General features: G+C 67.4%; 20 protein-coding genes and 1 pseudogene. 12 read left to right on the top strand and 9 right to left on the bottom strand.

Annotation, left to right across the window (positions count from 1 at the left end):
• Positions 1-188: 188 nt before the first annotated feature.
• Positions 189-521: a ribbon-helix-helix protein, CopG family gene (locus ACYVN4_RS18815; protein ID WP_460722849.1), complete on the top strand. Its 333-nt coding sequence runs from the start codon at positions 189-191 to the stop codon at positions 519-521.
• 82 nt (positions 522-603) lie between these two features.
• Positions 604-2,061, top strand: coding sequence for a flavin-containing monooxygenase (locus tag ACYVN4_RS18810; protein WP_460722847.1), 1,458 nt, complete (start codon positions 604-606; stop codon positions 2,059-2,061).
• 228 nt (positions 2,062-2,289) lie between these two features.
• Here ACYVN4_RS18810 and ACYVN4_RS18805 read toward each other — a convergent pair whose 3' ends face one another.
• From ACYVN4_RS18805 to ACYVN4_RS18790, 4 genes are all read right to left on the bottom strand, one after another.
• The gene (locus tag ACYVN4_RS18805) at positions 2,290-3,306 is read right to left on the bottom strand and encodes a sigma-70 family RNA polymerase sigma factor (protein WP_460722845.1); all 1,017 of its coding nucleotides are present in this window, start codon (positions 3,304-3,306) and stop codon (positions 2,290-2,292) included.
• Positions 3,275-4,231 (bottom strand): LLM class F420-dependent oxidoreductase, encoded by a 957-nt coding sequence (locus tag ACYVN4_RS18800; RefSeq protein ID WP_460722844.1) that lies wholly within the window; start codon positions 4,229-4,231, stop codon positions 3,275-3,277. The genes ACYVN4_RS18805 and ACYVN4_RS18800 overlap by 32 nt, the downstream gene beginning before the upstream one ends.
• A gap of 372 nt (positions 4,232-4,603) precedes the next feature.
• Positions 4,604-4,966 (bottom strand): cupin domain-containing protein, encoded by a 363-nt coding sequence (locus ACYVN4_RS18795; protein WP_460722842.1) that lies wholly within the window; start codon positions 4,964-4,966, stop codon positions 4,604-4,606.
• Between the two features lie 60 nt (positions 4,967-5,026).
• Positions 5,027-5,716, bottom strand: a complete 690-nt coding sequence (locus ACYVN4_RS18790; protein ID WP_460722840.1) for a TetR/AcrR family transcriptional regulator — start codon at positions 5,714-5,716, stop codon at positions 5,027-5,029.
• Positions 5,717-5,818: 102 nt separating this feature from the next.
• On the opposite strand from ACYVN4_RS18790, the gene ACYVN4_RS18785 reads away from it, so the two are divergent.
• The gene (locus ACYVN4_RS18785; protein ID WP_460722838.1) at positions 5,819-7,390 is read left to right on the top strand and encodes a succinic semialdehyde dehydrogenase; all 1,572 of its coding nucleotides are present in this window, start codon (positions 5,819-5,821) and stop codon (positions 7,388-7,390) included.
• Between the two features lie 34 nt (positions 7,391-7,424).
• The gene (locus ACYVN4_RS18780; protein WP_460722836.1) at positions 7,425-8,252 is read left to right on the top strand and encodes an SDR family oxidoreductase; all 828 of its coding nucleotides are present in this window, start codon (positions 7,425-7,427) and stop codon (positions 8,250-8,252) included.
• Positions 8,253-8,412: 160 nt separating this feature from the next.
• Here ACYVN4_RS18780 and ACYVN4_RS18775 read toward each other — a convergent pair whose 3' ends face one another.
• Together ACYVN4_RS18775 and ACYVN4_RS18770 are read right to left on the bottom strand one after the other, a co-directional pair.
• Complete coding sequence (locus ACYVN4_RS18775; protein WP_460722834.1) at positions 8,413-8,979, bottom strand: ester cyclase; 567 nt, start codon at positions 8,977-8,979, stop codon at positions 8,413-8,415.
• Complete coding sequence (locus tag ACYVN4_RS18770) at positions 8,958-9,389, bottom strand: hypothetical protein (protein ID WP_460722832.1); 432 nt, start codon at positions 9,387-9,389, stop codon at positions 8,958-8,960. Before ACYVN4_RS18770 ends, ACYVN4_RS18775 begins: the two co-directional genes overlap by 22 nt.
• A 156-nt stretch (positions 9,390-9,545) precedes the next feature.
• On the opposite strand from ACYVN4_RS18770, the gene ACYVN4_RS18765 reads away from it, so the two are divergent.
• From ACYVN4_RS18765 to ACYVN4_RS18755, 3 genes are all read left to right on the top strand, one after another.
• Entirely contained in the window at positions 9,546-9,989 is a 444-nt protein-coding gene (locus tag ACYVN4_RS18765) for a nuclear transport factor 2 family protein (RefSeq protein WP_460724036.1), read from the top strand.
• A 40-nt stretch (positions 9,990-10,029) separates the two neighbouring features.
• Complete coding sequence (locus ACYVN4_RS18760) at positions 10,030-12,831, top strand: BTAD domain-containing putative transcriptional regulator (protein WP_460724035.1); 2,802 nt, start codon at positions 10,030-10,032, stop codon at positions 12,829-12,831.
• Between the two features lie 63 nt (positions 12,832-12,894).
• Positions 12,895-13,365 (top strand): DUF6636 domain-containing protein, encoded by a 471-nt coding sequence (locus ACYVN4_RS18755; protein WP_460722830.1) that lies wholly within the window; start codon positions 12,895-12,897, stop codon positions 13,363-13,365.
• A gap of 33 nt (positions 13,366-13,398) precedes the next feature.
• Here ACYVN4_RS18755 and ACYVN4_RS18750 read toward each other — a convergent pair whose 3' ends face one another.
• A complete protein-coding gene (locus tag ACYVN4_RS18750; protein ID WP_460722829.1) occupies positions 13,399-14,163 on the bottom strand; it encodes a hypothetical protein in 765 nt (254 codons plus the stop codon).
• A 227-nt stretch (positions 14,164-14,390) separates the two neighbouring features.
• Between ACYVN4_RS18750 and ACYVN4_RS18745 the strand changes: the two genes are divergently transcribed.
• Complete coding sequence (locus ACYVN4_RS18745) at positions 14,391-14,948, top strand: hypothetical protein (RefSeq protein ID WP_460722827.1); 558 nt, start codon at positions 14,391-14,393, stop codon at positions 14,946-14,948.
• 90 nt (positions 14,949-15,038) lie between these two features.
• Here the strand turns inward: ACYVN4_RS18745 and ACYVN4_RS18740 are convergent, their stop codons facing one another.
• Both ACYVN4_RS18740 and ACYVN4_RS18735 read right to left on the bottom strand, forming a co-directional pair.
• Positions 15,039-15,779, bottom strand: coding sequence for a TIGR00266 family protein (locus tag ACYVN4_RS18740; protein WP_460722826.1), 741 nt, complete (start codon positions 15,777-15,779; stop codon positions 15,039-15,041).
• Between the two features lie 143 nt (positions 15,780-15,922).
• Positions 15,923-16,537, bottom strand: a complete 615-nt coding sequence (locus tag ACYVN4_RS18735; RefSeq protein ID WP_460722825.1) for a LysE family translocator — start codon at positions 16,535-16,537, stop codon at positions 15,923-15,925.
• A gap of 80 nt (positions 16,538-16,617) precedes the next feature.
• On the opposite strand from ACYVN4_RS18735, the pseudogene ACYVN4_RS18730 reads away from it, so the two are divergent.
• From ACYVN4_RS18730 to ACYVN4_RS18715, 4 genes and pseudogenes are all read left to right on the top strand, one after another.
• A pseudogene (locus ACYVN4_RS18730) lies at positions 16,618-16,821 on the top strand (methyltransferase domain-containing protein); the annotation flags it as partial.
• A gap of 55 nt (positions 16,822-16,876) precedes the next feature.
• Positions 16,877-17,320, top strand: a complete 444-nt coding sequence (locus ACYVN4_RS18725; RefSeq protein WP_460722824.1) for a methyltransferase domain-containing protein — start codon at positions 16,877-16,879, stop codon at positions 17,318-17,320.
• Between the two features lie 8 nt (positions 17,321-17,328).
• Positions 17,329-18,792 (top strand): DHA2 family efflux MFS transporter permease subunit, encoded by a 1,464-nt coding sequence (locus tag ACYVN4_RS18720; RefSeq protein ID WP_460722823.1) that lies wholly within the window; start codon positions 17,329-17,331, stop codon positions 18,790-18,792.
• 121 nt (positions 18,793-18,913) lie between these two features.
• A complete protein-coding gene (locus ACYVN4_RS18715; protein ID WP_460722822.1) occupies positions 18,914-20,077 on the top strand; it encodes an SPFH domain-containing protein in 1,164 nt (387 codons plus the stop codon).
• Positions 20,078-20,526: the final 449 nt, after the last annotated feature.

Genomic DNA, 20,526 nt, shown 5'->3' with positions numbered 1-20,526 from the left:
CGTTGGCCAAGAATGGCGAACGATGGCAACGTCGTTGTCCTGAGCATCTGGGGGCGTACGGCAAGTGGGCGGCCTCTGATCGTCGCGACGCGCCAAGTCGATCGGTGGACGTGGATGATTGTCGGCGCTCGGGAAATGCGCCACGATGAGCTGAAAATCTTCGAGCGGTGGGAAGAGGAGAGTCGAGGATGAGCGAGAAGGACTTTCCGTCCAGTCCGGAGGAGACGGCCGCGTTCATGGATCGGCTGGTTTTCAGCGACGAGCCGGTTCCGGTCGATGAGGTGCCTCCGAGGCTCGAGTCGGGCGAAGACATCGTGGTGACAACATCGATCCGATTGCCGCTTCAGCTGCACGCGAAGCTGAAACAGCTCGCGGAAGAACGGAATATCGGGGTGTCGACGCTCATCAGGGAATGGGCCGAGGCTGCCGTCGCCGAACTTGATGGCGAGGACCAGTTGATTTCCCTCGCGGAGGCCAAGCGGGCCCTATCGCGGGTTCATCCGATACACCGGGCTAGCTGAGACTCGGCCTGCGGGCGAATTCGTCTCAGGTTTGTAGTCGGCTGTGCGGTCGCGGCCCTGCAAGAGTCGATAGGCTGGTGCTATGGCTGCTGTGTCCGAGCATGTGGATGTGCTGATTGTCGGGGCCGGGTTGTCCGGGATCGATGCTGCTTATCATGTGCAGCGGGCGTTTCCGGGGCGGACCTATGCCGTGTTGGAGATGCGGGAGGCCAGTGGGGGGACGTGGGATCTGTTCCGGTATCCGGGGATTCGGTCGGATTCGGATATGTTCACGCTGGGGTATCGGTTCCGGCCTTGGTTGGGGGAGAAGGCCATTGCCGAGGGGGAGTCGATTCTGGCTTATGTGCGGGATACGGCCGCCGAGAACGGGATCGATGAGCATATTCGGTATCGGCACAAGGTGGTACGGGCGGAGTGGTCGTCGGTGGACAACCGGTGGACGGTCAGCGCCGATCACGACGGGGAGACCGTGGTTTTCACCGCGGGCTTCCTGTTCAGTTGCTCGGGCTACTACCGGTACGACGAGGGGTATACGCCGGATTTCCAAGGGATGGAACAGTTTTCGGGACCGATCATCCATCCGCAGCATTGGCCGGGGGAGGTCGATGTCGCGGGTAAGCGGGTGGTGATCATCGGGTCGGGGGCGACGGCGGTGACGCTCGGTCCCGCATTGGTCGAGCAGGGTGCGCACGTGACGATGTTGCAGCGCTCGCCGTCGTACATCATCTCGATGCCCGCGCGGGACGGATTTGCCGATCGGGCACGGAAACTCCTGCCCGCGCGGACCGCGTACGCGTTGGCGCGCGCCAAGAATGTCGGGCTCAGCACGATGATGTACCAACTGTCGCAACGCTATCCGAAGCGGATGCGGGCCTGGATCCGTGGCTGGCAGGAGCGGTGGCTGCCCAAGGGCTACGACATCGACACGCACTTCAATCCCAGCTACAAGCCGTGGGATCAGCGACTGTGCTTGTCGCCCAACGGGGATCTGTTCCGCGCCATCCGCCGCGATCAGCTCGACCTGGTCACCGACCGCATCGAGACGTTCACCGAGACCGGGCTGCGGCTGGCGTCGGGTCGCGAGCTGAACGCCGACATCATCATCACCGCAACGGGTTTGAATCTGATTCCCTTCGGCGGCGTCGACCTCGCTGTGGACGGCTGCGAGATCCACCTCCCGGACGCCATGTCCTACAAGGCCATGATGCTGTCCGACGTCCCGAACTTCGCGTTCGTCATCGGCTACACCAACGCCTCCTGGACGCTCAAGGCAGACCTGGTGTGCGAGTACGTCGTTCGTCTCCTGCGCCACATGGACAAACACGGCTACGCCCGCGCCACCCCGATCCGCGACCCCGCCGTCGGCACCGCGCCCTTCCTCGACTTCGAACCCGGCTACGTCCTGCGCTCCCTCGATATCCTCCCCAAACAGGGTGACCGCGCGCCGTGGAAGCTTCATATGAACTACCTGCGCGATCTCCCGAAACTGCGCTACGGCAAGCTCACCGACCCGGCCATCCGGTTCGAGAAAGCGTCATAGCCCGCCTCGAAATGTGCAGTGGCCGTACCGATATGGCAGGGTCAATCACGCATGCGGGAGGGCATCATGGGGCGCAGGATGTCGGCTTCCAAGAGCTCAGCTCCAGCGACATGATGAAGTTCGAGACGAAGAACAACCACAACGCCGCGAAGGCGGGAACCATTTTCGGCTCGGTAGCCGCCGGGATCGCGATCCTTCTGCTGGTTGGTGCTCGCAAGCGCTCGTGAGCTAGCTCGGCGGTGTCGAAGGAAAACCGAACGCGGCGACCAGTGTTGGGTCCTGGAAGGCGACCACCCTGGTGATCCCGGTCGCGGTGAGCGTCAGTACCGCTGCTCCGTAAGGGGACAGCCTGCCGTGGGCGTCGCGGTGGTAGGTGACGACGGCCGGTTGGCCATTCGCGAGGGTGGGGAACATGCGCCAGTCGCCGGGCGCGCCGAGCACGTATTTGCGGAGTTGGCGGATGCATGCCACCTTGCCGGCGTACCAGTTCTTGAACGGCGTCGCCTCCAAGGTGGCGTCGGCTCGCAGGACCTGTTCGAGCAGGTGCGCGTCGGAGTGCTCGAACGCGGCGATGTAGCCCGCCAGCAGGGTGCGGGCGCGGGGGTCGGTGGGTTCGATGAGCTCGTCGGGAGCTGCGCCGAGCTCGGTGAGCCGGGCGCGGGCGCGTCGCAGGCCGGTTTTGACCGCTGCGGGTGTGGTGCCGAGCATTTCGGCCGTCTCGGCGGCGGTGAAGGCCAGCACGTCCCGCAGCATCAGGATTGCCCGTTGCCGGGCGGGCAGGTGTTGCAGGCTGGCCACCAGTGCGAGCCGCAGCGATTCGCGGTCGATCGCGGAGGTTTCGGGATCGTCGGCGGCGGGCGTGATCAAGGCGTCCGGCAGCGGCTGTAACCACGAGATCCCCGCGCCTGATTCGGGATTCGGCGGCGCGTCCGGCCCGGTGTACGCGCTGCCTAGCCCCGCGGGCAGCACCCGCCGCCGATGGTCGCCCAGCGCGGTCGTGCACACATTGGTGGCGATGGTGTAGAGCCAGGTGCGCACCGACGACCTGCCCTCGAACGTCGCATACCCGCGCCACGCGCGAATGTAGGTCTCCTGCACCAGATCCTCGGCCTCGTGCACCGAACCGACCATGCGATAGCAGTGCGCCAGCAGTTCGCGCCGATACGGCTCGGTATCGGCGACGAACCGCTCGTCGGTGTCGACGGCGGTCGGCTCAGGGCCGGATGAATTCTTTGGCGAAGTCACGGATAACGTTCGGGTCGAGTGCGTTGTGAAAGCCGATCAGGAGTTCCTGCACACCGGCGGCCTCGTAGGCGGCGATCCGATCCCGGATCGTGTCGAGCGTGCCGATCAGTCCATAGTCGGCCAGTTCACCCGGAAAGACCATCGGTGCCCACGGGGGAACTTGCGCCCGTGCTTCGGCATCGGTGTCGGCAATGATGCAGTAGGCGGTGGACGTCCGGGTGATTGTTCCGTAGTCCCGCCCGAGCGCATCGCAGTGCTGCTCGAGCACCCCGTACTTGTGCATCAGCTCGTCCGGCGACACCTGCACATTGCAGGCATCGGCGTGCTTCGCCACCAGTTTCAACGTCACCTTCTCCCCGGCCCCCGCGATCAACAGCGGAATATGCGGCCGCTGCACCCCTTTCGGCTCATTCAGCGCCTCGCGGACCTGGTAGAACTTGCCCTCGAACGTCGTCGTCGGCTCGATGAACATCGACCGGATGATCTGCGCGGCCTCATCGAGTCGCCGCAACCGCGTCGGCGCATCCTCGAATTCATAACCGTAGGCCCGATATTCATCCTCGTACCACCCCGCCCCGATACCGAAGGTGAGCCGCCCACGAGAGATGACATCCAACGTCGACGCCATCTTGGCCTGCAGCGCAGGATTGCGATACCCGTTCCCCGTCACCATCTGCCCGACCCGAATCCGACTGGTATCCCGAGCCAACGCCGTCAGCGTCGTCCAGCTCTCGAACATATAGTCCGGTGCGGGCGGAAACGGAACGAAATGATCAGGCACCCACACCGTCTCGTACCCGGATTCCTCGGCCGTCCGAGCCAACTCCGCAATGGCCTCGTACCCCGCCACCGGATCACTACCGCCCACGAACTGATGCCCGACCCCGGTCGGAAGATAAACCCCGAACTTCATTCCCTGACGCATTCGCCGTTCCTCCGTTCAGCGCGGCCCTGCCCTCCAGCACCGCCACCGATACAGACCCCGGCACACCCGAAAAGGAAACTCTCCGCAGCTCAGAAAGGAGAAGCGGGTGAGCGACCACGTCACCCACCCGCCCGGCGAGCTTCGATCTAGTGGGGCCAGCAGGCCGGAGCGGTGCTGTCCATCCAACAGTCGGCGCTACCCGTGGGCACCAGCAGCGGGCCGAACATCCCCAACGCCATCGAGATGAAATACATGGTTCGGAACCTTTCGCAATATGGTTTAGAACCGGCACGCTAGTCGGCTGCCGCCTCCACGTGCAGACCCGACTCCAAGGGGCGTCCTCCGACCTACTGGGCAGGCCGTTGCCTCGTTTCAGTCGACCGGGAATTCGATCGCCGGTTCCTCGTCGGAGGTGAGGAGGAAGTGGCCGAGGAAGATGACGTCTTCGTCGAGGGCGTCGAATTGGGCGATGCGGGCGACTTCCGGTTCGAAGAAGACATCGCCGGGGCCGAGGATCACCTGGGGTTCGCCGTCGATGCGGTAGGCCACCGTGCCGGCGACGATGCTGCCGACCACGGGGCCGTTGTGGGTGTGGAGTCCGGCCACGGTGCCCGCGGGCATGCAGATGCGGCGGGTTTGAATGCGGTCGGTGAGTTTGGCGGGGGTCACCGGCACGTCTTGCAGGATGGTGCGGGTGACGGTCGAGAAGGCCTGGGGCGGAGTGGGTTCCGGCATGGGGCGAGCGTAATCCGGCGAATCGTATATCGCTAACCGGTTGATCCGGTTAGTTTCGGGTCAGTCCTCGTCGACCTGCTCGAACAGGCCGGGGATGCTGAGCGCGTATTCGATGTCCTCGCGGATGCCGAGCATGGCCAGCACGCCGCGGACCATGGTCAGGCGGGCGGCGTCGATGGTCTCGGTGTCCGGTTCGCCGTGCGGGGCGGCGGCCGAGATGCGGTAGACGACGAATTCGCAGGTCTGCAGCGCGGTATCGAGGTCGAGGTCGAGGGGGGCCGGGCGGCCCAGGGCGACGATCTTGGCGCGCACCAGGATTCGGATGTCCTCGATGGCCTGCTCGCGGTAGGCGGAAACCGGGGAGCCGGGGTCGTGAAGTTCGGCGAAGAGGGGAGCCAGCATCTGGCCGTGGCCGCCCGCCCAGTGTAGATACGCCTCGATCATGTTGATGCCCAGCTCGACCGGCTGTTCGGTGCGGTCCAGGGCTGCGCGGATGCCGCCGACGAGGTCCTCGTTGGAGATGGTGAGCAGTGCGTGCAGCGGCTCGGTGGCATTGGCGAAGTAGCGGTAGAAGGTCGGCCGTGCGAGCCCGGCCTTCTCGATGATGCGGGCGACGTTCAATCCGCGTGAACCCTGTTCGGCGAACACCTCGGCCGTGGCCAGCACGATGCGGGCGCGCACCTGGTCGGCCTGCTGCTCGGTCTGCGGCGGGCGGCCGCGCCGGGCCGCCGGGCTCGCTGGGGTTGACATGGTGGGCGTCACATCCATTAATCTAACACCAGTGTTCACGTAACACTGATGTTCATTTAATAGCGGGATCCACCCGGACACGACTCCTCGAGAGGGCGACCAATGTCGACTGCCCCGCAGCTCGCTGCCGCCGACGCGCTTGATTTCGACCTGGTCGGGCGGCTGCTCGGCCATGCCGTCGCGGGCGGTGCCCCCTCGGTCGAGGTGTTCGCGCCCGCCACCGGCGCCAAGATCGTCGATCTGCCGCAGTCCTCGGTTGCCGATATCGAGGCCGCCTTCGCCACCGCGCGCACCGCGCAGGAGAAGTGGGCGCGGGTGCCGGTCGGGGAGCGCGCGGCGTTGCTGCGGCGCATCCACGATCTGGTGCTGGCCGAGCAGGACACCATCCTCGACATCATCCAGCTCGAGACCGGCAAGTCCCGCGTGCACGCCTTCGACGAGGTGTCCGATGTCGCGGTGAACACCCGCTACTACGCCGCCGAGGGCAAATCGATTCTGGCGCACCGCAAGCCGCGCGGCGTCATGCCGTTGCTCACCCAGGTCGAGGTGCGCAACCGGCCCAAGGGCGTGGTCGCGGTCATTTCCCCGTGGAACTACCCCCTGGCGCTCGGCGCGTCCGATGCGCTGCCCGCACTGCTGGCGGGCAACGCCGTGATCGGGCGGCCGGACAACCAGACCGCGCTGACCCTGCTTTGGGCCATCGATGTCGCCGAGCGCGCGGGCCTGCCGAAGGGCCTGTGGCAGGCCGTACTCGGCCGCGGCGCGGTGGTGGGCACCGAGGTGATCGCCCGCGCCGACTATGTCGACTACACCGGATCCAGCGCCACCGGCCGCACCATCGCCCAGCAGGCGGGCGAGCGGCTCATCGGCTACTCCCTCGAACTGGGCGGCAAGAACCCGCTGCTGGTGCTCGAGGACGCCGATGTCTCCGCCGCCGCCAAGATCGCGGTGCGGGCCTGCTTCGCCTCGGCCGGTCAGCTGTGCGAGTCGATCGAGCGAATCTATGTGCACGACAAGGTCTATGACCAGTTCGTCACCGAATTCGTCGGCCACACCAAGGAATTGAGCCTCGGCAAGACCCTCGACTTCGGCTACGAGATCGGCTCGCTGACCTTCCCGCGTCAGATCGACACCGTCAGCAAGCATGTCGACGACGCGGTGGCCAAGGGCGCGACCGTCCTCGCCGGTGGCAAGGCCCGCCCGGACCTGGGCCCGTACTTCTACGAGCCCACCGTCCTCGAGGGCGTGCGCGAGGGCATGACGGTCTACCGCGAAGAAACTTTCGGACCGGTCGTCTCGCTCTACCGTGTGCACAGCGACGACGAGGCCGTCGCCCAGGCCAACGACACCGCCTACGGCCTCAACGCCAGCGTGTGGAGCCGCGACATCACCCGCGGCCGCGAGGTCGCCGCCCGCGTGCGCGCCGGATCGGTGAACGTGAACGAGGGCTTCATCGCCGCGTGGGGTTCGGTCGCCGCACCCTCGGGCGGGCTCGGCATTTCGGGCACCGGTCGCCGCCACGGTCCCGAGGGCCTGCTGAAATACATCGACACCCAGACCATCGCGGTGCAGCGGGGGCTGCCCATCGCACCGCTGCCGGGCATGTCCGAACAGCTGTGGGCCAAGACCATGACGCTCTACCTGGGCGTCATGAAGACACTGCGGCAGAAGTGATTCCGCCGAAACGACGACAGGGGTAGGCAGGGGTATGAAAACGGTAGCGGGCAAGAAGGTCCTGGTCACGGGCGCCGCCATGGGCCTGGGCAAGTCCTTCGCGCAGCGGGCGGTCACCGAGGGCGCGTCCGACGTGGTGCTGTGGGACATCAACGAGACCACCCTCAAGGAGACCGCGGCCGAGTTGGCCGCCGAGGGTGGCAGCCGGATTCACCACTACGTGGTGGACGTCTCCGATCGCGACGCCATCGCCGAGTCCGCGGCCGCCGTGCGCGCCGAGGTCGGCGATATCGACGTGCTGGTCAACAATGCGGGCATCGTGCGCGGCAACGGCTACTTCTGGGAGACCGCCAACCGCGCCGACATCGACAAGACGATGGCGATCAATTCGCTCGCCCCCATGTACATCACGCTCGAGTTCCTGCCCGCCATGGTGGCCAACACCGCCGGTGAGGGCCGGGTGCTCAATATCGCCTCGTCCGCCGGTCTGGTGGCTAACCCGCGCATGAGCGTCTACGCGGCCTCCAAGTGGGCGGCGCTGGGCTGGTCGGATTCGGTGCGCCTGGAGCTCGAGCAGTCCGGGAACACGCACGTCACGTTCACCACGGTCTGCCCGACCTACATCAACACCGGAATGTTCGACGGCGCCAAGGGTTTCTGGTTCACCCCGATCCTGGAGCAGGAAGAGGTCGTCGACACCTCCTGGGAGGAGATGAAGAAGGGCTCCGCCCTGGTGGTCCTGCCCTGGACCTCGCGCCTCAACCGCGCCATCTCCGGTCTGCTGCCGTTGAAGGTGCGCGACTTCTACCTCAACACCGTGGGCGTCTACCACTCCATGGACGAGTTCACCGGCCGCAAGTAGCGATTCGATCCCCCGAGGGCCGGTACCGTTCGCGCGGTACCGGCCCTCTCGGTGTGCAGCCGAGCACCGGTTCGCAGTACTGACGTGGTGATGCCTGGGACCCCACGACCCAGGCTCTCCCCGTGGCGAGCCGGACAGTTGCCCGGATGCGGAGCGCGTGTCACGAAGACGCGGTGGCGCGGCGGGCTCGGCGCAGGGCCAGCTGTGACCGCACCAGGAAGGCCGGGGTCGGTGGCACCCAACCCAATTGGGTGGCCTGGCCGAGATCGTCGCGGTTGGCCCAGTGCTCGATCATCAGGCCGTCGACGACGCGGCACCAATGGGTTTGGGTGACCGCGAACGTGCGGCCGGTGGGCGGGAAAGCCTGTGCGGGGCGGGCATCGTCGTCATAGACGATGAACGGTCCGGTCTGGCGGCCGGACATCGTGGTGTGCAGGACCACCAGGTCGCCGGTTGCGACGATTTCGTGGATCTCCCAGCTCAGCTCGGTGAACGCGTTGCGCAGCCACAGGGCGCTGGCCCAGTAGGCGGCCGGGCCGCGCGTGCGTGCGGCGGCGGGCTCGGCCTTCCCCTCGTGATTGACGGCGTCGGGGTGCACGAGCGCGTCGAATTCCGTGCGGTCGCCGTCGGCCATCATCTGGATGCAGCGGACGGCGACTTCCCTTGTCCCCGAATGGGTGTGGGTCATGATCGCATGCCTTCCGGTCAGCAGTGGCTGCTCTTCCACTGCGTGAGTTTGTCGAGCAGCGCGCCCATGGCGTCGCTGTTGATCTGGTCCTGCCTGCGGTGCTGGAGATGGCCGTAGATGACGGTCTCGACCTGGGCGTAGTTGGTGAGGATCGCCGTGGGCGCCGAGGGGGTGAAGGCCCGCATCCGTAAGATCGCCGCCTGCGCGTCGGCGGGCTCCTGGCCCTGCTGCAGCTGGTGCGCGAGGTCGATCTCGTACTGCACCTCCGTGCACGCGTCGCCGCTCGAACCCTGCTGTGCGGCAGCCGAACTCGGCGCTGCGGCGCTGGTCGTGGCGGGTGCGCCGCCGGTCGTCGTGCCCTGCGCCGCCGGTGTCTTGTCGCTGCCGCAGGCGCTGAGCGCCACGGTGACGGCGAGCAGGGTGAGGCAGGCGCCACTGGTCCGGTACAAGGATTCTCCTGGGTGCTCGGTCGTTGGTTCGCTTACACGGTGCGGGGTGGGCATTACAGCGGGCTTACATCGAGGCGGGCTGTAAGCCGGGTGAAACACCGCGCGGTCAAGGTGTCACCGCCCCCGGAAATCGCGATCGAAGGAGTTTCCTCGGTGATGTGGCTCGGGCCCGACCCGGATCGTGATGTGCCGCCCGGCGACGACATTCGCCTCGTCGCGGACTGGTATGCCGATCTCGCCGCCGGTGCGCTCGACCGGGTCCGGCCCGTGCTCGCGCCGGAGTTCATGATGCGGCTTTCGGCTCGATTGCCCTGGGGCGGTAGCTATTACGGGCCGGATGGCTTCTTCGACTTCCACCTGCGGCGGCTCAGTTGCCTGGATGTGCGGTTGCAGACAGCGCACCTCTTCGATGCCGGGGGCCGGATCGTGCAGGTGGGGACCCTCACCGGGACGATCCGTCCGACCGATATCCCGGTGTGCAGCAGCCAGATCGACATCGTGACGCTGCGGAACGGGAAGATCACCCGCTACACCACCTTGCTGGACGCGCCCGTCGTGCTCGCCGCCCTCGCCCGCGCCCGGACCTGCGGCGACGCCTGACCCGGACGGTCACGCCCGGGTCGGTTACCGTGGCGTCGTGATGGTGTGCCGGGTGCTCGGCCCGATCGAGGTGGAGGTCGACGGGGTCGCCCGCGAGTTGGGTGGCCCGGTGCCGCGGCGCATGCTGGCCGCGCTGGCCACCGGATCCGGGAGCGCGATCGACGATTCCGTGCTCGCCGAGCTGGTGTGGGGTGCGCAGCTCACCGACGAGGTGAAGAACATGATGCGGGTCGTGGTGCATCGGCTGCGCACCGCCCTCGGTCCCGAAGGTCGCGCGGTGATCGAGCGCACCGCACGCGGGTATCGACTCACCGCCCGGTGCGATGACGAGTTGTTCGCCGCGCAGGTCGACACCGGACTCCGACTGCTGGCCGCGGGGGATCCGGCCGGGGCGGCGGACGAACTGACCGCCGCGCGCGGTCGGTGGCGCGGTGAGCCGTGGGCCGAACTCGAAGACACCCTGCTGGTTTCCGGGTTGCGGATCCGACTCGGCGAACTCCGGGATGTGGCCGTCGAGGAATTACAGGCCGCGCGGTTGGCCGGCGGCGACACCACGCAGGCGGTCGCCGAGTTGAGCGAAGCGGTCATCGAGACTCCGTTTCGGGAACGCCGGTGGGAGTTGCTCGCGCTGGGCCTGTATCGCACCGGCCGTCAGGCCCAGGCCCTGGACGAATTGCGGCGGGTACGCGGCCTGTTCGTCGACGAGCTCGGCGTCGAACCGGGCCCGGCACTGCGGGAGCTGGAACGGCGCATCCTCGACCACGATCCAGGTCTGCTGCTGGTGCGCGCGCCCGTATCGATCGAAACGGCGGAACCGGCAGTCGCTTCCGCCCCGATGCCGCGGCCGTCGACCCGATTCATCGGCCGCCGTGCGGAATCGGAGCTGCTGACCGCACTGCTGGGCGAATCGCGTCTGGTGACGATCACCGGACCGGCCGGGGTCGGCAAGACCCGATTCGTTCTCGAGCACGCGGCCGACCGGGCCGACACCTGGCTGGTGCGGCTGGCCGACGTGCACGAACCCGGTGCCGTCGTATCCACCGTCGCGGCGGCCCTCGGCCTCACCCAGGGCACGGGTGAACCCACGGCCGCGGTGGAGCGGGCGATCGGGGATCGGCCCGCCGTCTTGATTCTCGACAACTGTGACCAGCTGGTGGAGCATCTCGATTTCGTTCTGACGCTGCTGACGCGATGCCCACAACTGCGGATTCTCACGACGAGTCGCCGTCCGACCGGCATCGAAGGCGAACGGGTGCTGCCGTTGCGGCCGTTGCCGCTCGACGGCGAGGAGTCCGGCGCGGTGGAACTGTTTCTCGATCGGGCCCGCGCACACCGCGCCGACTGGCGGCCGACCCCCGCCGACCGGAAGGCCGCGCGCACGGTCTGCGAGGTCTTGGACGGGCTGCCGCTGGCCATCGAACTGGCTGCGGCACGGGCGCATTCGATCGGGCTCACCGATCTCGCCGAACGACTGGGGGAGCGGCTCGATATTCTCGGCGCCACCCCGAGCGGATCGATCTCGCCGCACCCGTCATTGCAGGCGGCGATCGGCTGGAGCATCGATCAGTTGAGCGAGGTGGATCGCTCGCTGCTGCTGCGGCTGTGGCCGTTCGACGGCGGATTCGACTGGCACGCCGCCGAATTCGTCCGCGATCCCGGTACGGGTGCCGCCGTTTTCGCGAGTCTGGCCGCGCTGGTGGATCGTTCGGTGCTCACCGCCGATGTCAGTTCCGGGCGCGCCCGCTATCGGCTGCTGGAGACGATCCGGCGCTACTGCCGGGAATTGGATCCCGATCCCGCCGGATCGCGGGCCGCGCAGGCCGATTGGGCGCGCGGGCTGATCGCCGACCAGGTGGCGCTGCTCGCCGGACCTCGGCTCCCGGAGGCCATGCGCACGCTGGCACTCGAACTGCCGAATCTGCGCGTGGCGATCGATCATGACCTGGAACACGCTCCGCTGCAGGCACTCCGGAGCGCCGGTGCGCTGACCTACCTATGGGTGACGGCGGGTGTGGCGACCGAGGGCATACGGCTGCTGCGCTCGGCCCTGGCCGCCTGCCCGGCCGCGCCCGCCGCCGATCGTGCCCGCGCGCTGATCGGGCTGTCGCTGGCCGCCGCGCACGTCGGAGCCGCCCGGGACGCGCTCGGGTATGCCGATGACGCGATGGCCTTGCTCGCGGACTCCGATCACGAATTGCTTCGGCTCGAAGCACACCTGCGGCGCTGTAATGCGTTGGCGGACTTGGGTGACGGCGTCGCGCTGCGGGCGGCCGCGACGGCCTTCGCCGCGGCCTGCGATCAGTGCGACGCCCCGCCGTATCTGCAGGCCGCCGCGCTGTGGGGGATGGGGATCGTCGAGTTCCAGGACGGCAGGCACACCGCGGCGGCCACCACCCTGACCCGTGCCCACGAGATCAGCGTGCACAGCGGATTCACCTCCGGCGCGGGCATCACCGACCTGCTGCTGGCGTGGTGCCTGCTGGCCGAGCCGGACGCCGACGAGCCGGTCCTGCGCCGCGCCTTGGTCCTCCTGCTGCGCGCCCTGAATGCCTTTCGGCAGCAACCGAATGTCTCCGAGGAACTGGCCGTGGTGCTCGCCGGCGCGTTCGCGCTCGCGCGGCTCGGACACGGTGACATCGCGAACCGCCTGCACACCGCGGTCCTCGCGCACGCCGACGAGCTCGGCATCGACCCGGCACGCTACGTCGGCTTCGCCGGTCCCGACCTGGTGGACCGGGTGAAACGGGCCTTCGATCCCGGGGCGGGTGCACCGTTGCCGTGGTCCGACATGCTCGATCTGTTCCGGGAGGCGGCCGGGCCGTCGGATCGAAGCGATCTGTAAGCGGATCGAAACCGTCCCCTCCCACCATGGGTCCCGGTGCTCACAACCGACCGGGGAGAATCCATGACCTTCCGTACGACCACCCGCACACTCGTCGCGGGCGCCGCCGTCCTCACGGCCCTGACCCTCGACGCCACCCTGACCCTAGGCGCCACCGCGCAGGCCGCACCCGGCCAGCTACTCCAATTCCGTTCCCCCTCAGGCAATATCACCTGCCAGTTCACCACCGCGATCGGCGGCGGCGACACCGTCGTCTGCGATATCGCCGACCACAGCTTCACCTCACCGCAACGCCCCGCCTGGTGCGATAAAGGCCGCTGGGGCGACACCATCGCTCTCACCGAGGGCGGCACCCCCGCCTTCTCCTGCGCGGGCCCCGCCCTCGCCGCCGACGGCCTGCCCACCCTGTACTTCGACCACTCCACCACCGTCGGCACTCTGACCTGTCTGAGCATGCCCAACGGCATCACCTGCACCGACAAAGGCGCCGGTCACACATTCCACATAGCCCGCGAATTCTACGGTTTGTCCTGATCGCCGATCATCCGGACGCGCCCTGCCGCACGGCTATTGCTGGTTGGCTGCGTCGATCAACTCGAGCGCGTTGGTGACTGCGTTGCCGATGATGGTGGTGGCCGCGTCTTCTGCGGCCGTCACCGTATCGGCGCCCGCGGTGAGCGCTTGCGCGGGATCGCCGGTGGCCGTGAGTTCCCGCGCGGCGGCATCGGGGGCCTGGACGGCGGCGGTCAGCATGGTGTTGAATGCCGGAAACGCCACGGCGGCACCGGCATCGATTACCCCCAAAACCGCGGCCTGCACTGGATCGTGCGGGACGGCGAGCGGTGCCGGGTCAGGGACGATAGGCGCATTGAGCGCGGCGTATGTGTCCTCGCGTGCAGTCTCGACTGCTGCCGCGACCGCGGGCAGCCCACCTGTCGCGGTGGGCCCTACATTCATCAGCCCGACCACGCCGACCTCGAACGCGTTCAGCGCGCGCGGCGCCACGAGCGTGCCGTCGGCCACGATCCCCCGCTGCGCCGCGACACTCGTGGGCCCCGTGATCGAGGCGGCCGTGACACCGAGCGCCCGTGCCGGATCCTCCACCTGCAGAGCAGCCGACAGTGCGCCCGGCGCCTGCTGGACCGTGGTCACGACGGTGTCGGCGGTCTGGGCGCCGAGGGGGCAGATGATCGAACAATAGGTGCCCTGATTGCGCAGGAAACTGGTGATCAGGCCGCCGGGCGGAACCGCCGCCGTGGCCGTGGTGGGCAGACCGGCGACAGCGAGCCCGGTGGCTATGACGCCGGCATACAAGCAGACGGATATCCGCATGGTGATCCTTGGATCGACGATGATGACACCAGCCCCACGGTGTGCGCGCCCACCGGGTTCAGTGGACCACGGAACTTTCACGGACCGGGCGGATTGATTCGCAGGAAGCGGCATCGATTCAATCGTGGCGTTGCCGAATTTCGTTGGTATCGAGGAATCCTCGGCCGAGCGACTGGATTATCGGGCCTATGCTCGAATTCCGGCATTCTCTGTGAAGAGGCAATATCATGACCGAACCCGATTCCTCGTCGAGCAAAACGAGTAGCAGCAGCTCGAGCATCGGTAGCACGACCAGTGAGAGCAGCACCAGCACGCCCGACCCACGTTTGGCGTCGCTCCGCCAGCTCGCCACCCTGGCGCATCTGACCCACGTGACCTCGGGTGAAGATCGTTCTCCCACCCTGTATTTCGCGGACGGCACCCAGACCTGCCGTATCCGCCAGGAGCACAAGAAGGGCCCGAAACTCAAGGCGTACATCGGCGATGTCACCCGATTCCGAATCTTCTACAAGGCGAAGACCGACAAAGCCACGCTCGAAGAGCGTGTGGACGATCTCCCCGGCCTGGTCACCGAAGCCCCCACGAAATTCTCGAACAAGCCCCAGGACGGCTGGTATCAACTCGAATACAGCACCATGAACAACACGGCCAAGGGAAAAGTGAAGAGTGGCCGCCACTTCTCCGCCGGAACCGTCGTCGTGAACAGCGAATCGCCTCTCATCAAAGACCTTACGCAAACCGAGATCAACGGTCTGCTGGACAAGATGACCGCGGAGTTCGGCTGAACACCGCCGCACACGCGCGCTGCGCGCAGCAGTCCGAAGTGTCCGGGCTCACGCGGAGGTTTCTGCGGTGGGCCCGGATCGGATAGGTGGTCAGCCGCGCAGCATGGCGCCGACCACTCCGCCTGCGGCTCCGGCGCCGCCGGATTCGGCGCCGACGTAGGGCATGAGGGCGTGGGCGAGGTTCGGCAGCGGCATGCTCTGCAGGCAGATTTCGCCGGGGCCGGTGAGGGCGACCAGGAGGAAGCCGTCGCCGCCGAAGATCTTGTTGCGGATGCCGGGGACCGTGGTCATGGTGAATTGCACGGTCTGGTCGAACATGCCGACGTGACCGGGGTGCACCAGCATGGTCTGGCCGGGGGCCAGGTTGTAGCGGGTGAGTTCGCCGGAGAGTTCGATCCAGGCGCGGCCCTGGCCCTCGAGGCGCTGCAGCCGGAATCCGTCACCACCGAACAGGCCGCTGCGGATCGACTGCTGCAGCGCGACACTCACATTCACGCCCGGCGTGCTGGCCAGCCACCCGTGTCGATGCACCAGGACGCTGCGCTGCGGGTGAATGTCGACCGGCACGATCTCGCCGGGCACCTTGGTGGCGAAGGCCACCAGGCCGGGGCCGTTGGTGGCCTGGTACTGGGTCATGAACAGGCCGCCGCCGCCCGCGACCCGCTTGAGCGAGTTCATGAATCCGCCGCCGCCGGCGGCACTGGTGGTCTGCGTCATCGTCACATTCGGCGACATCCAAGACAATTCGCCGTGCGGTGTGATCACCGCTTCCCCCGGCCCCAACTGCATCTCCAGCACCGGCATCGTGCTGCCCTTGATATTCGCCTGCACAACTGCTCCCCGTAGATCTCGATCAATGCGGGGGCCAGCATACGATGACGGTCCGCGCTCCGCCCGCTCACTCCCCACCTATCGGGCGCGAAATACCAAGTGCCCCTTGGGGAAATGCAAAGCAACCGTAAAGACCGACCTTATTATGCGATGGCGGTCCGGACGCCCAAAGCGATCATCACGGTGCCGGTGACCCGATTCATGACGACCTTGAACCGCGGCAGCGCGATCGTCTGCCGTGCAGCGGAAACTGTCATCGTCCACACCGTCAACCAGGTGACCGCCACGACAACATGGGCAACGGCCAATACGGCGATCTGCGCGGCCACCGGTCGCCCGGGGTCCAGGAACTGCGGCGCCAAAGTCAGATACACCGCAGCCGCTTTCGGATTCAACACATTCCCGAGCAACCCTTGGACGTAACTGTTGTGCCCGCGCCAGGGCAGCTTCCGCGACGGCGATTCGGCCCGCCCCCGGTTACCGCGCAGCACGGAGAGCCCCAGCCACACCAGATACGCCGCACCCGCGAGCCGAACAACGGTGAACGCCTCGGCCGACCGCATCACCAACGCGGACAACCCGATCGCCGCGAGCCCCGCATGCACACACAACCCGGTCGCCGTACCCGCCGCGACGAGCAACCCCTCCCGCCGACTCCCCGCGATCACACGCTGGGTGACCAGCGTGAAACTCGCACCCGGCGTCAGGCAGACCGGCGTCACCGCCAGCACGAACCCGATCACCAAGTCGATACGCACAATCCGCAGATTACCGAACTGCGCGGTGGCCCACGGGCGGCTCTTGACTTCAAGTTGGCTTCAAGTCGCAGACTGCCTTCATGACTACTCCTTTGGCGAAATTGCTTCCGATTCTTGATGCTTTCGACGAACTCCCGCAGGTTCGTGAACTGCGCGAACGTACCTATCGCGGGCTGGGTGAGACCGTTGTCGACGTGGGTTGCGGCAGCGGCCTCGCGGTGGGCGAGTTGGCCGCTCGCGGGGTGCGGGCCATCGGGATCGACCTGCAGCCCTTCATGATCGAGGTCGCGACCGAGCGCTGGCCCGCGGGCGAGTTCCAGGTCGGCGACGCTTGCGCACTTGCCCCTCGAGGACGGGTCGGTCACCGGATACCGGGCCGACAAAGTCCTGCATACGCTCCCCGAACCGGCAGCGGCCGTGGTCGAAGCGCGGCGGGTGCTGGCCGGCAACGGCCGCGCGGTGCTCGTCGGCCAGGACTGGGACACCGTCGTGATCGACTCCGATGATCCCGAGGTCACCCGCGCGGTGGTGCAGGCCCGCGCCGACCGGGTGCGCAGCCCACGCGTAGCCCGCGAGTACCGGAACCTGCTGCTGGACAACGGGTTCGCCGATGTCACCGTCGCAGTGCACACCATCGTGTGGACCGACGCCACCTGCCTGCCGACCCTCGCGGATCTCGCGGGCCCCGGGGAGTGGCTCGATGAGCAGGCCGAGCGGGCGCGCGGTGACCGGTTGTTCGTCGCGGTGCCGATCTTCCTCGCCTCGGGCATTCGAGCGGATTGAGGGATGTCATGAAATCCGAGCGCAATCCCTGGCACGCGTTGTTCGCGCTGCTGGTGGGTTTCTTCATGATCCTGCTGGACATGACCATCGTGGCCGTGGCCAACCCGAAGATCATGGTCGGACTGCATACCGATGTGTCCCAGGTGATCTGGGTGACCAGTGCCTATCTGCTGGGTTATGCGGTGCTGCAGTTGATCACCGGGCGGCTCGGGGACCGTGTCGGCCCGAAACCCGTATATCTTGCGGGGCTGGCGCTGTTCACCGCCGCCTCACTGTGGTGCGGGCTGGCCGGGTCGATCGGTGAGCTCATCGCGGCGCGCGCCGTGCAGGGCATCGGTGCGGCCCTGGTGACGCCGCAGACCATGGCCGTCATCACGCGCCTGTTCCCGCCCGAAAGACGCGGTGCCGCAATGGGTCTGTGGGGCAGCGTCGGTGGGCTGGCCATGCTGGTCGGGCCCATTCTCGGTGGCGTGCTCACCGACCACTTCGGCTGGCAGTGGATCTTCTACATCAATGTCCCGGTCGGTGTGCTCGGCCTGGGCCTGGCGGCGTGGCTGCTGCCGAGCCTCGAGACACATCCGCACACGTTCGACATTCTCGGCGTCGTCCTGTCCGGAATCGGCCTGACCGCACTGGTTTTCGGCCTGCAAGAAGGCAACGGCCACGACTGGGCAGCCTGGGTATGGGGACTGATCGTCGGAGGGATTGCGGTACTGGCGCTGTTCATCGGCTGGGAGGGGATCACCAAGGGTGAGCCGCTGGTGCCGCTGTCACTGTTCGCGGACCGCAACTTCAGTATGGCGAGTGTCGCGATCGGCACGACCGGCGCGGCGGTCGTCGCCATGATGCTGCCCACGTTCTTCTACCTCCAGGTGGTACGCGGTTACGACACCACCGAATCCGGGCTCATGCTCGCGCCGCTGGCGCTCACCACCGGTGCGCTCGGGGTGTTCGTCGGCCGGTGGTCCGACCGCGTACACCCACGGGCGTTCCCGACCCTCGGTCTCGGACTGCTGGCGGTGACGCTGTTCTGGTTCGGCGCGTTGATGACACCGCACACCGCGATCTGGCTCGTCCTGGTGGTCTTCGCGGTGATGGGCGTGGCCAATGCCTGCATCTGGGCCCCGTTGGCCGCCAACGCCACCCGCGGCCTGCCGGTGCATCAGGCCGGAGCCGCCGCGGGCGTCTACAACACGACGCGACAGGTCGGTTCGGTGCTCGGCAGCGCGGGCATGAGCGCCTTGCTGACCGCCCGGCTGCACGCGCACGGACTCGCGGCCCAGGCCGCCCCGGGTGGGCCGCTACCGTCGAAGGTCATCGAACCGTTCAGTTCGGCCCTATCGGATTCGATGTACCTGCCCGCCGCCGCGGTGCTGATCGGCGTACTCGCCGCCTCCCTGTTCGCCCGCCCGGCGATAGCGAATCAGCATGGCCCGCGTGAGAAAGCTCGCGTGGGCCATGCTGGTTCATGAATCATTAACACTGATCGTGGTTGGCTCGATAGCCACGTGACGGTGACCGCGCGCGTTCAGCAACCTGTGCCATACTTCGGCCGGGTTAGGGCGTCGCGCCCGAGGGAGGAAAGAGAAGGCAATGGGCCTGTTCGACATGATCCGCGGCGAATTCGTCGACATCATTGAATGGTTGGACGACACTCGCAGCACGCTGGCGTGGCGATTTCCCCGCTACGACAACGAGATCAAGAACGGTGCGGAGCTGATCGTCCGGGAGGGGCAGCAGGCCGTCTTCGTCTACCGCGGGCAGCTGGCCGACAAGTACGGGCCCGGCCATTACACGCTGACCACCGAGAACATGCCGATCATGTCCACCTTGCAGGGCTGGCGGCATGGGTTCAACTCGCCGTTCCGGTCCGAGGTGTATTTCATCAATACCCGCGCGGTCACCGATATGCGTTGGGGCACACCGCAGCCGATCACCGTCCGCGACCCCGACTTCCGCATGGTGCAGATCCGCGCCAACGGCACCGCCAATGTGCGCGTCACCGACATCGAGGTGTTCCTGCGCCAGATGATCGGCACCAACGCCGAGGTGGACGCCGACACCCTCAGCGAGCAGTTGCGCGCCAATGTCGCGCTGGGCTTCTCCGACATGATCATGGCGTCCGGGCTCGGCGCCATCGACCTGCAGGGCCGTCAGGTCGAACTGTCCGACAAGCTGCGCGAATTCGTCGGTCAGCGACTGTCCGGCTTCGGCATCGGGGTCGAGGGCGTCACCATGACGATCTCGCTGCCCGAGGAGATCCAGCAGGCCATGACCCGCGGTGTGGCACGCGGCGTCGAGGCCGGCGGCTTCATGAACAATGTGGACCTGGGCCGCTACCAGCAGATGCAGGCCGCCGACGCCATGCTCGCCGCGGCCCAGAACCCCGGCGGCGGCATGGGTGCCGCCATGCAGGCCGGCATGGGTGTCGTGCTCGGTGGTCAAATGGCCGGTCAGATGCAGGGCGGATTCGCCCAGCCGCAGCAGCAGGCCGCCCCCGCCCCGCAGCAGGCCGCCCCGCCGCCGCTGCCCGGCCAGCAGCAGTTCCACTTCGACAACGGTGGCCAGGCCGTCGGCCCGTTCCCCATCGACCAACTGCGCCAATACGTCTCGGCCGGCAACCTGACCCGCGACACCAACGTCTGGTGCGAAGGCATGGCAGGCTGGCAGCCCGCCGCCACCGTCCCCGCCCTGGCGAGCCTCTTCGCCACCCCGCCCCCGCTCCCGGGCACCCCGCCGCCGCTGCCCCCGCAGTAGCGCCCGCGCCGCCCGTCCGGCCGTGACCCGTCGGCACTCCTTGCCCGCCGACGGGCCACACCCGACGCTCCACCGCACGCCCGACACCCCGGTGCGTCCCCGAAAGCCCTTCCACCGCAATGGCGCGACCGTCGCGTCCGCCGCACCGAGTGAGCCCCGATGAACGACAACCAGCCCCAACGGCCTCCTGGCCCGCCGCCGCTTCCGACCGGCGACCCGGCCGCACCGCACACCGCCGACCCCCGCCCGTGGACGCCCCCGCTCCCTACCGGGCAGCAGATGCCCCCGCCGTTACCGTCGGGATCCGTTGCACCGCCGCCACTTCCGGGGGCCGCGTCTCCTGCCGGACCGCCGCCGCTCCCCGGCGCAGTGCCGCCGCCGATGCCGCAGCGCGGACCCGTGCCACCGCCGTTGCCGGGTGGCGTTGGCGGGCAGGCAGTTCCGCCGCC

The sequence above is a fragment of the Nocardia heshunensis genome (assembly GCF_054782115.1).
This window is presented reverse-complemented; position numbering and strand designations above follow the sequence as displayed.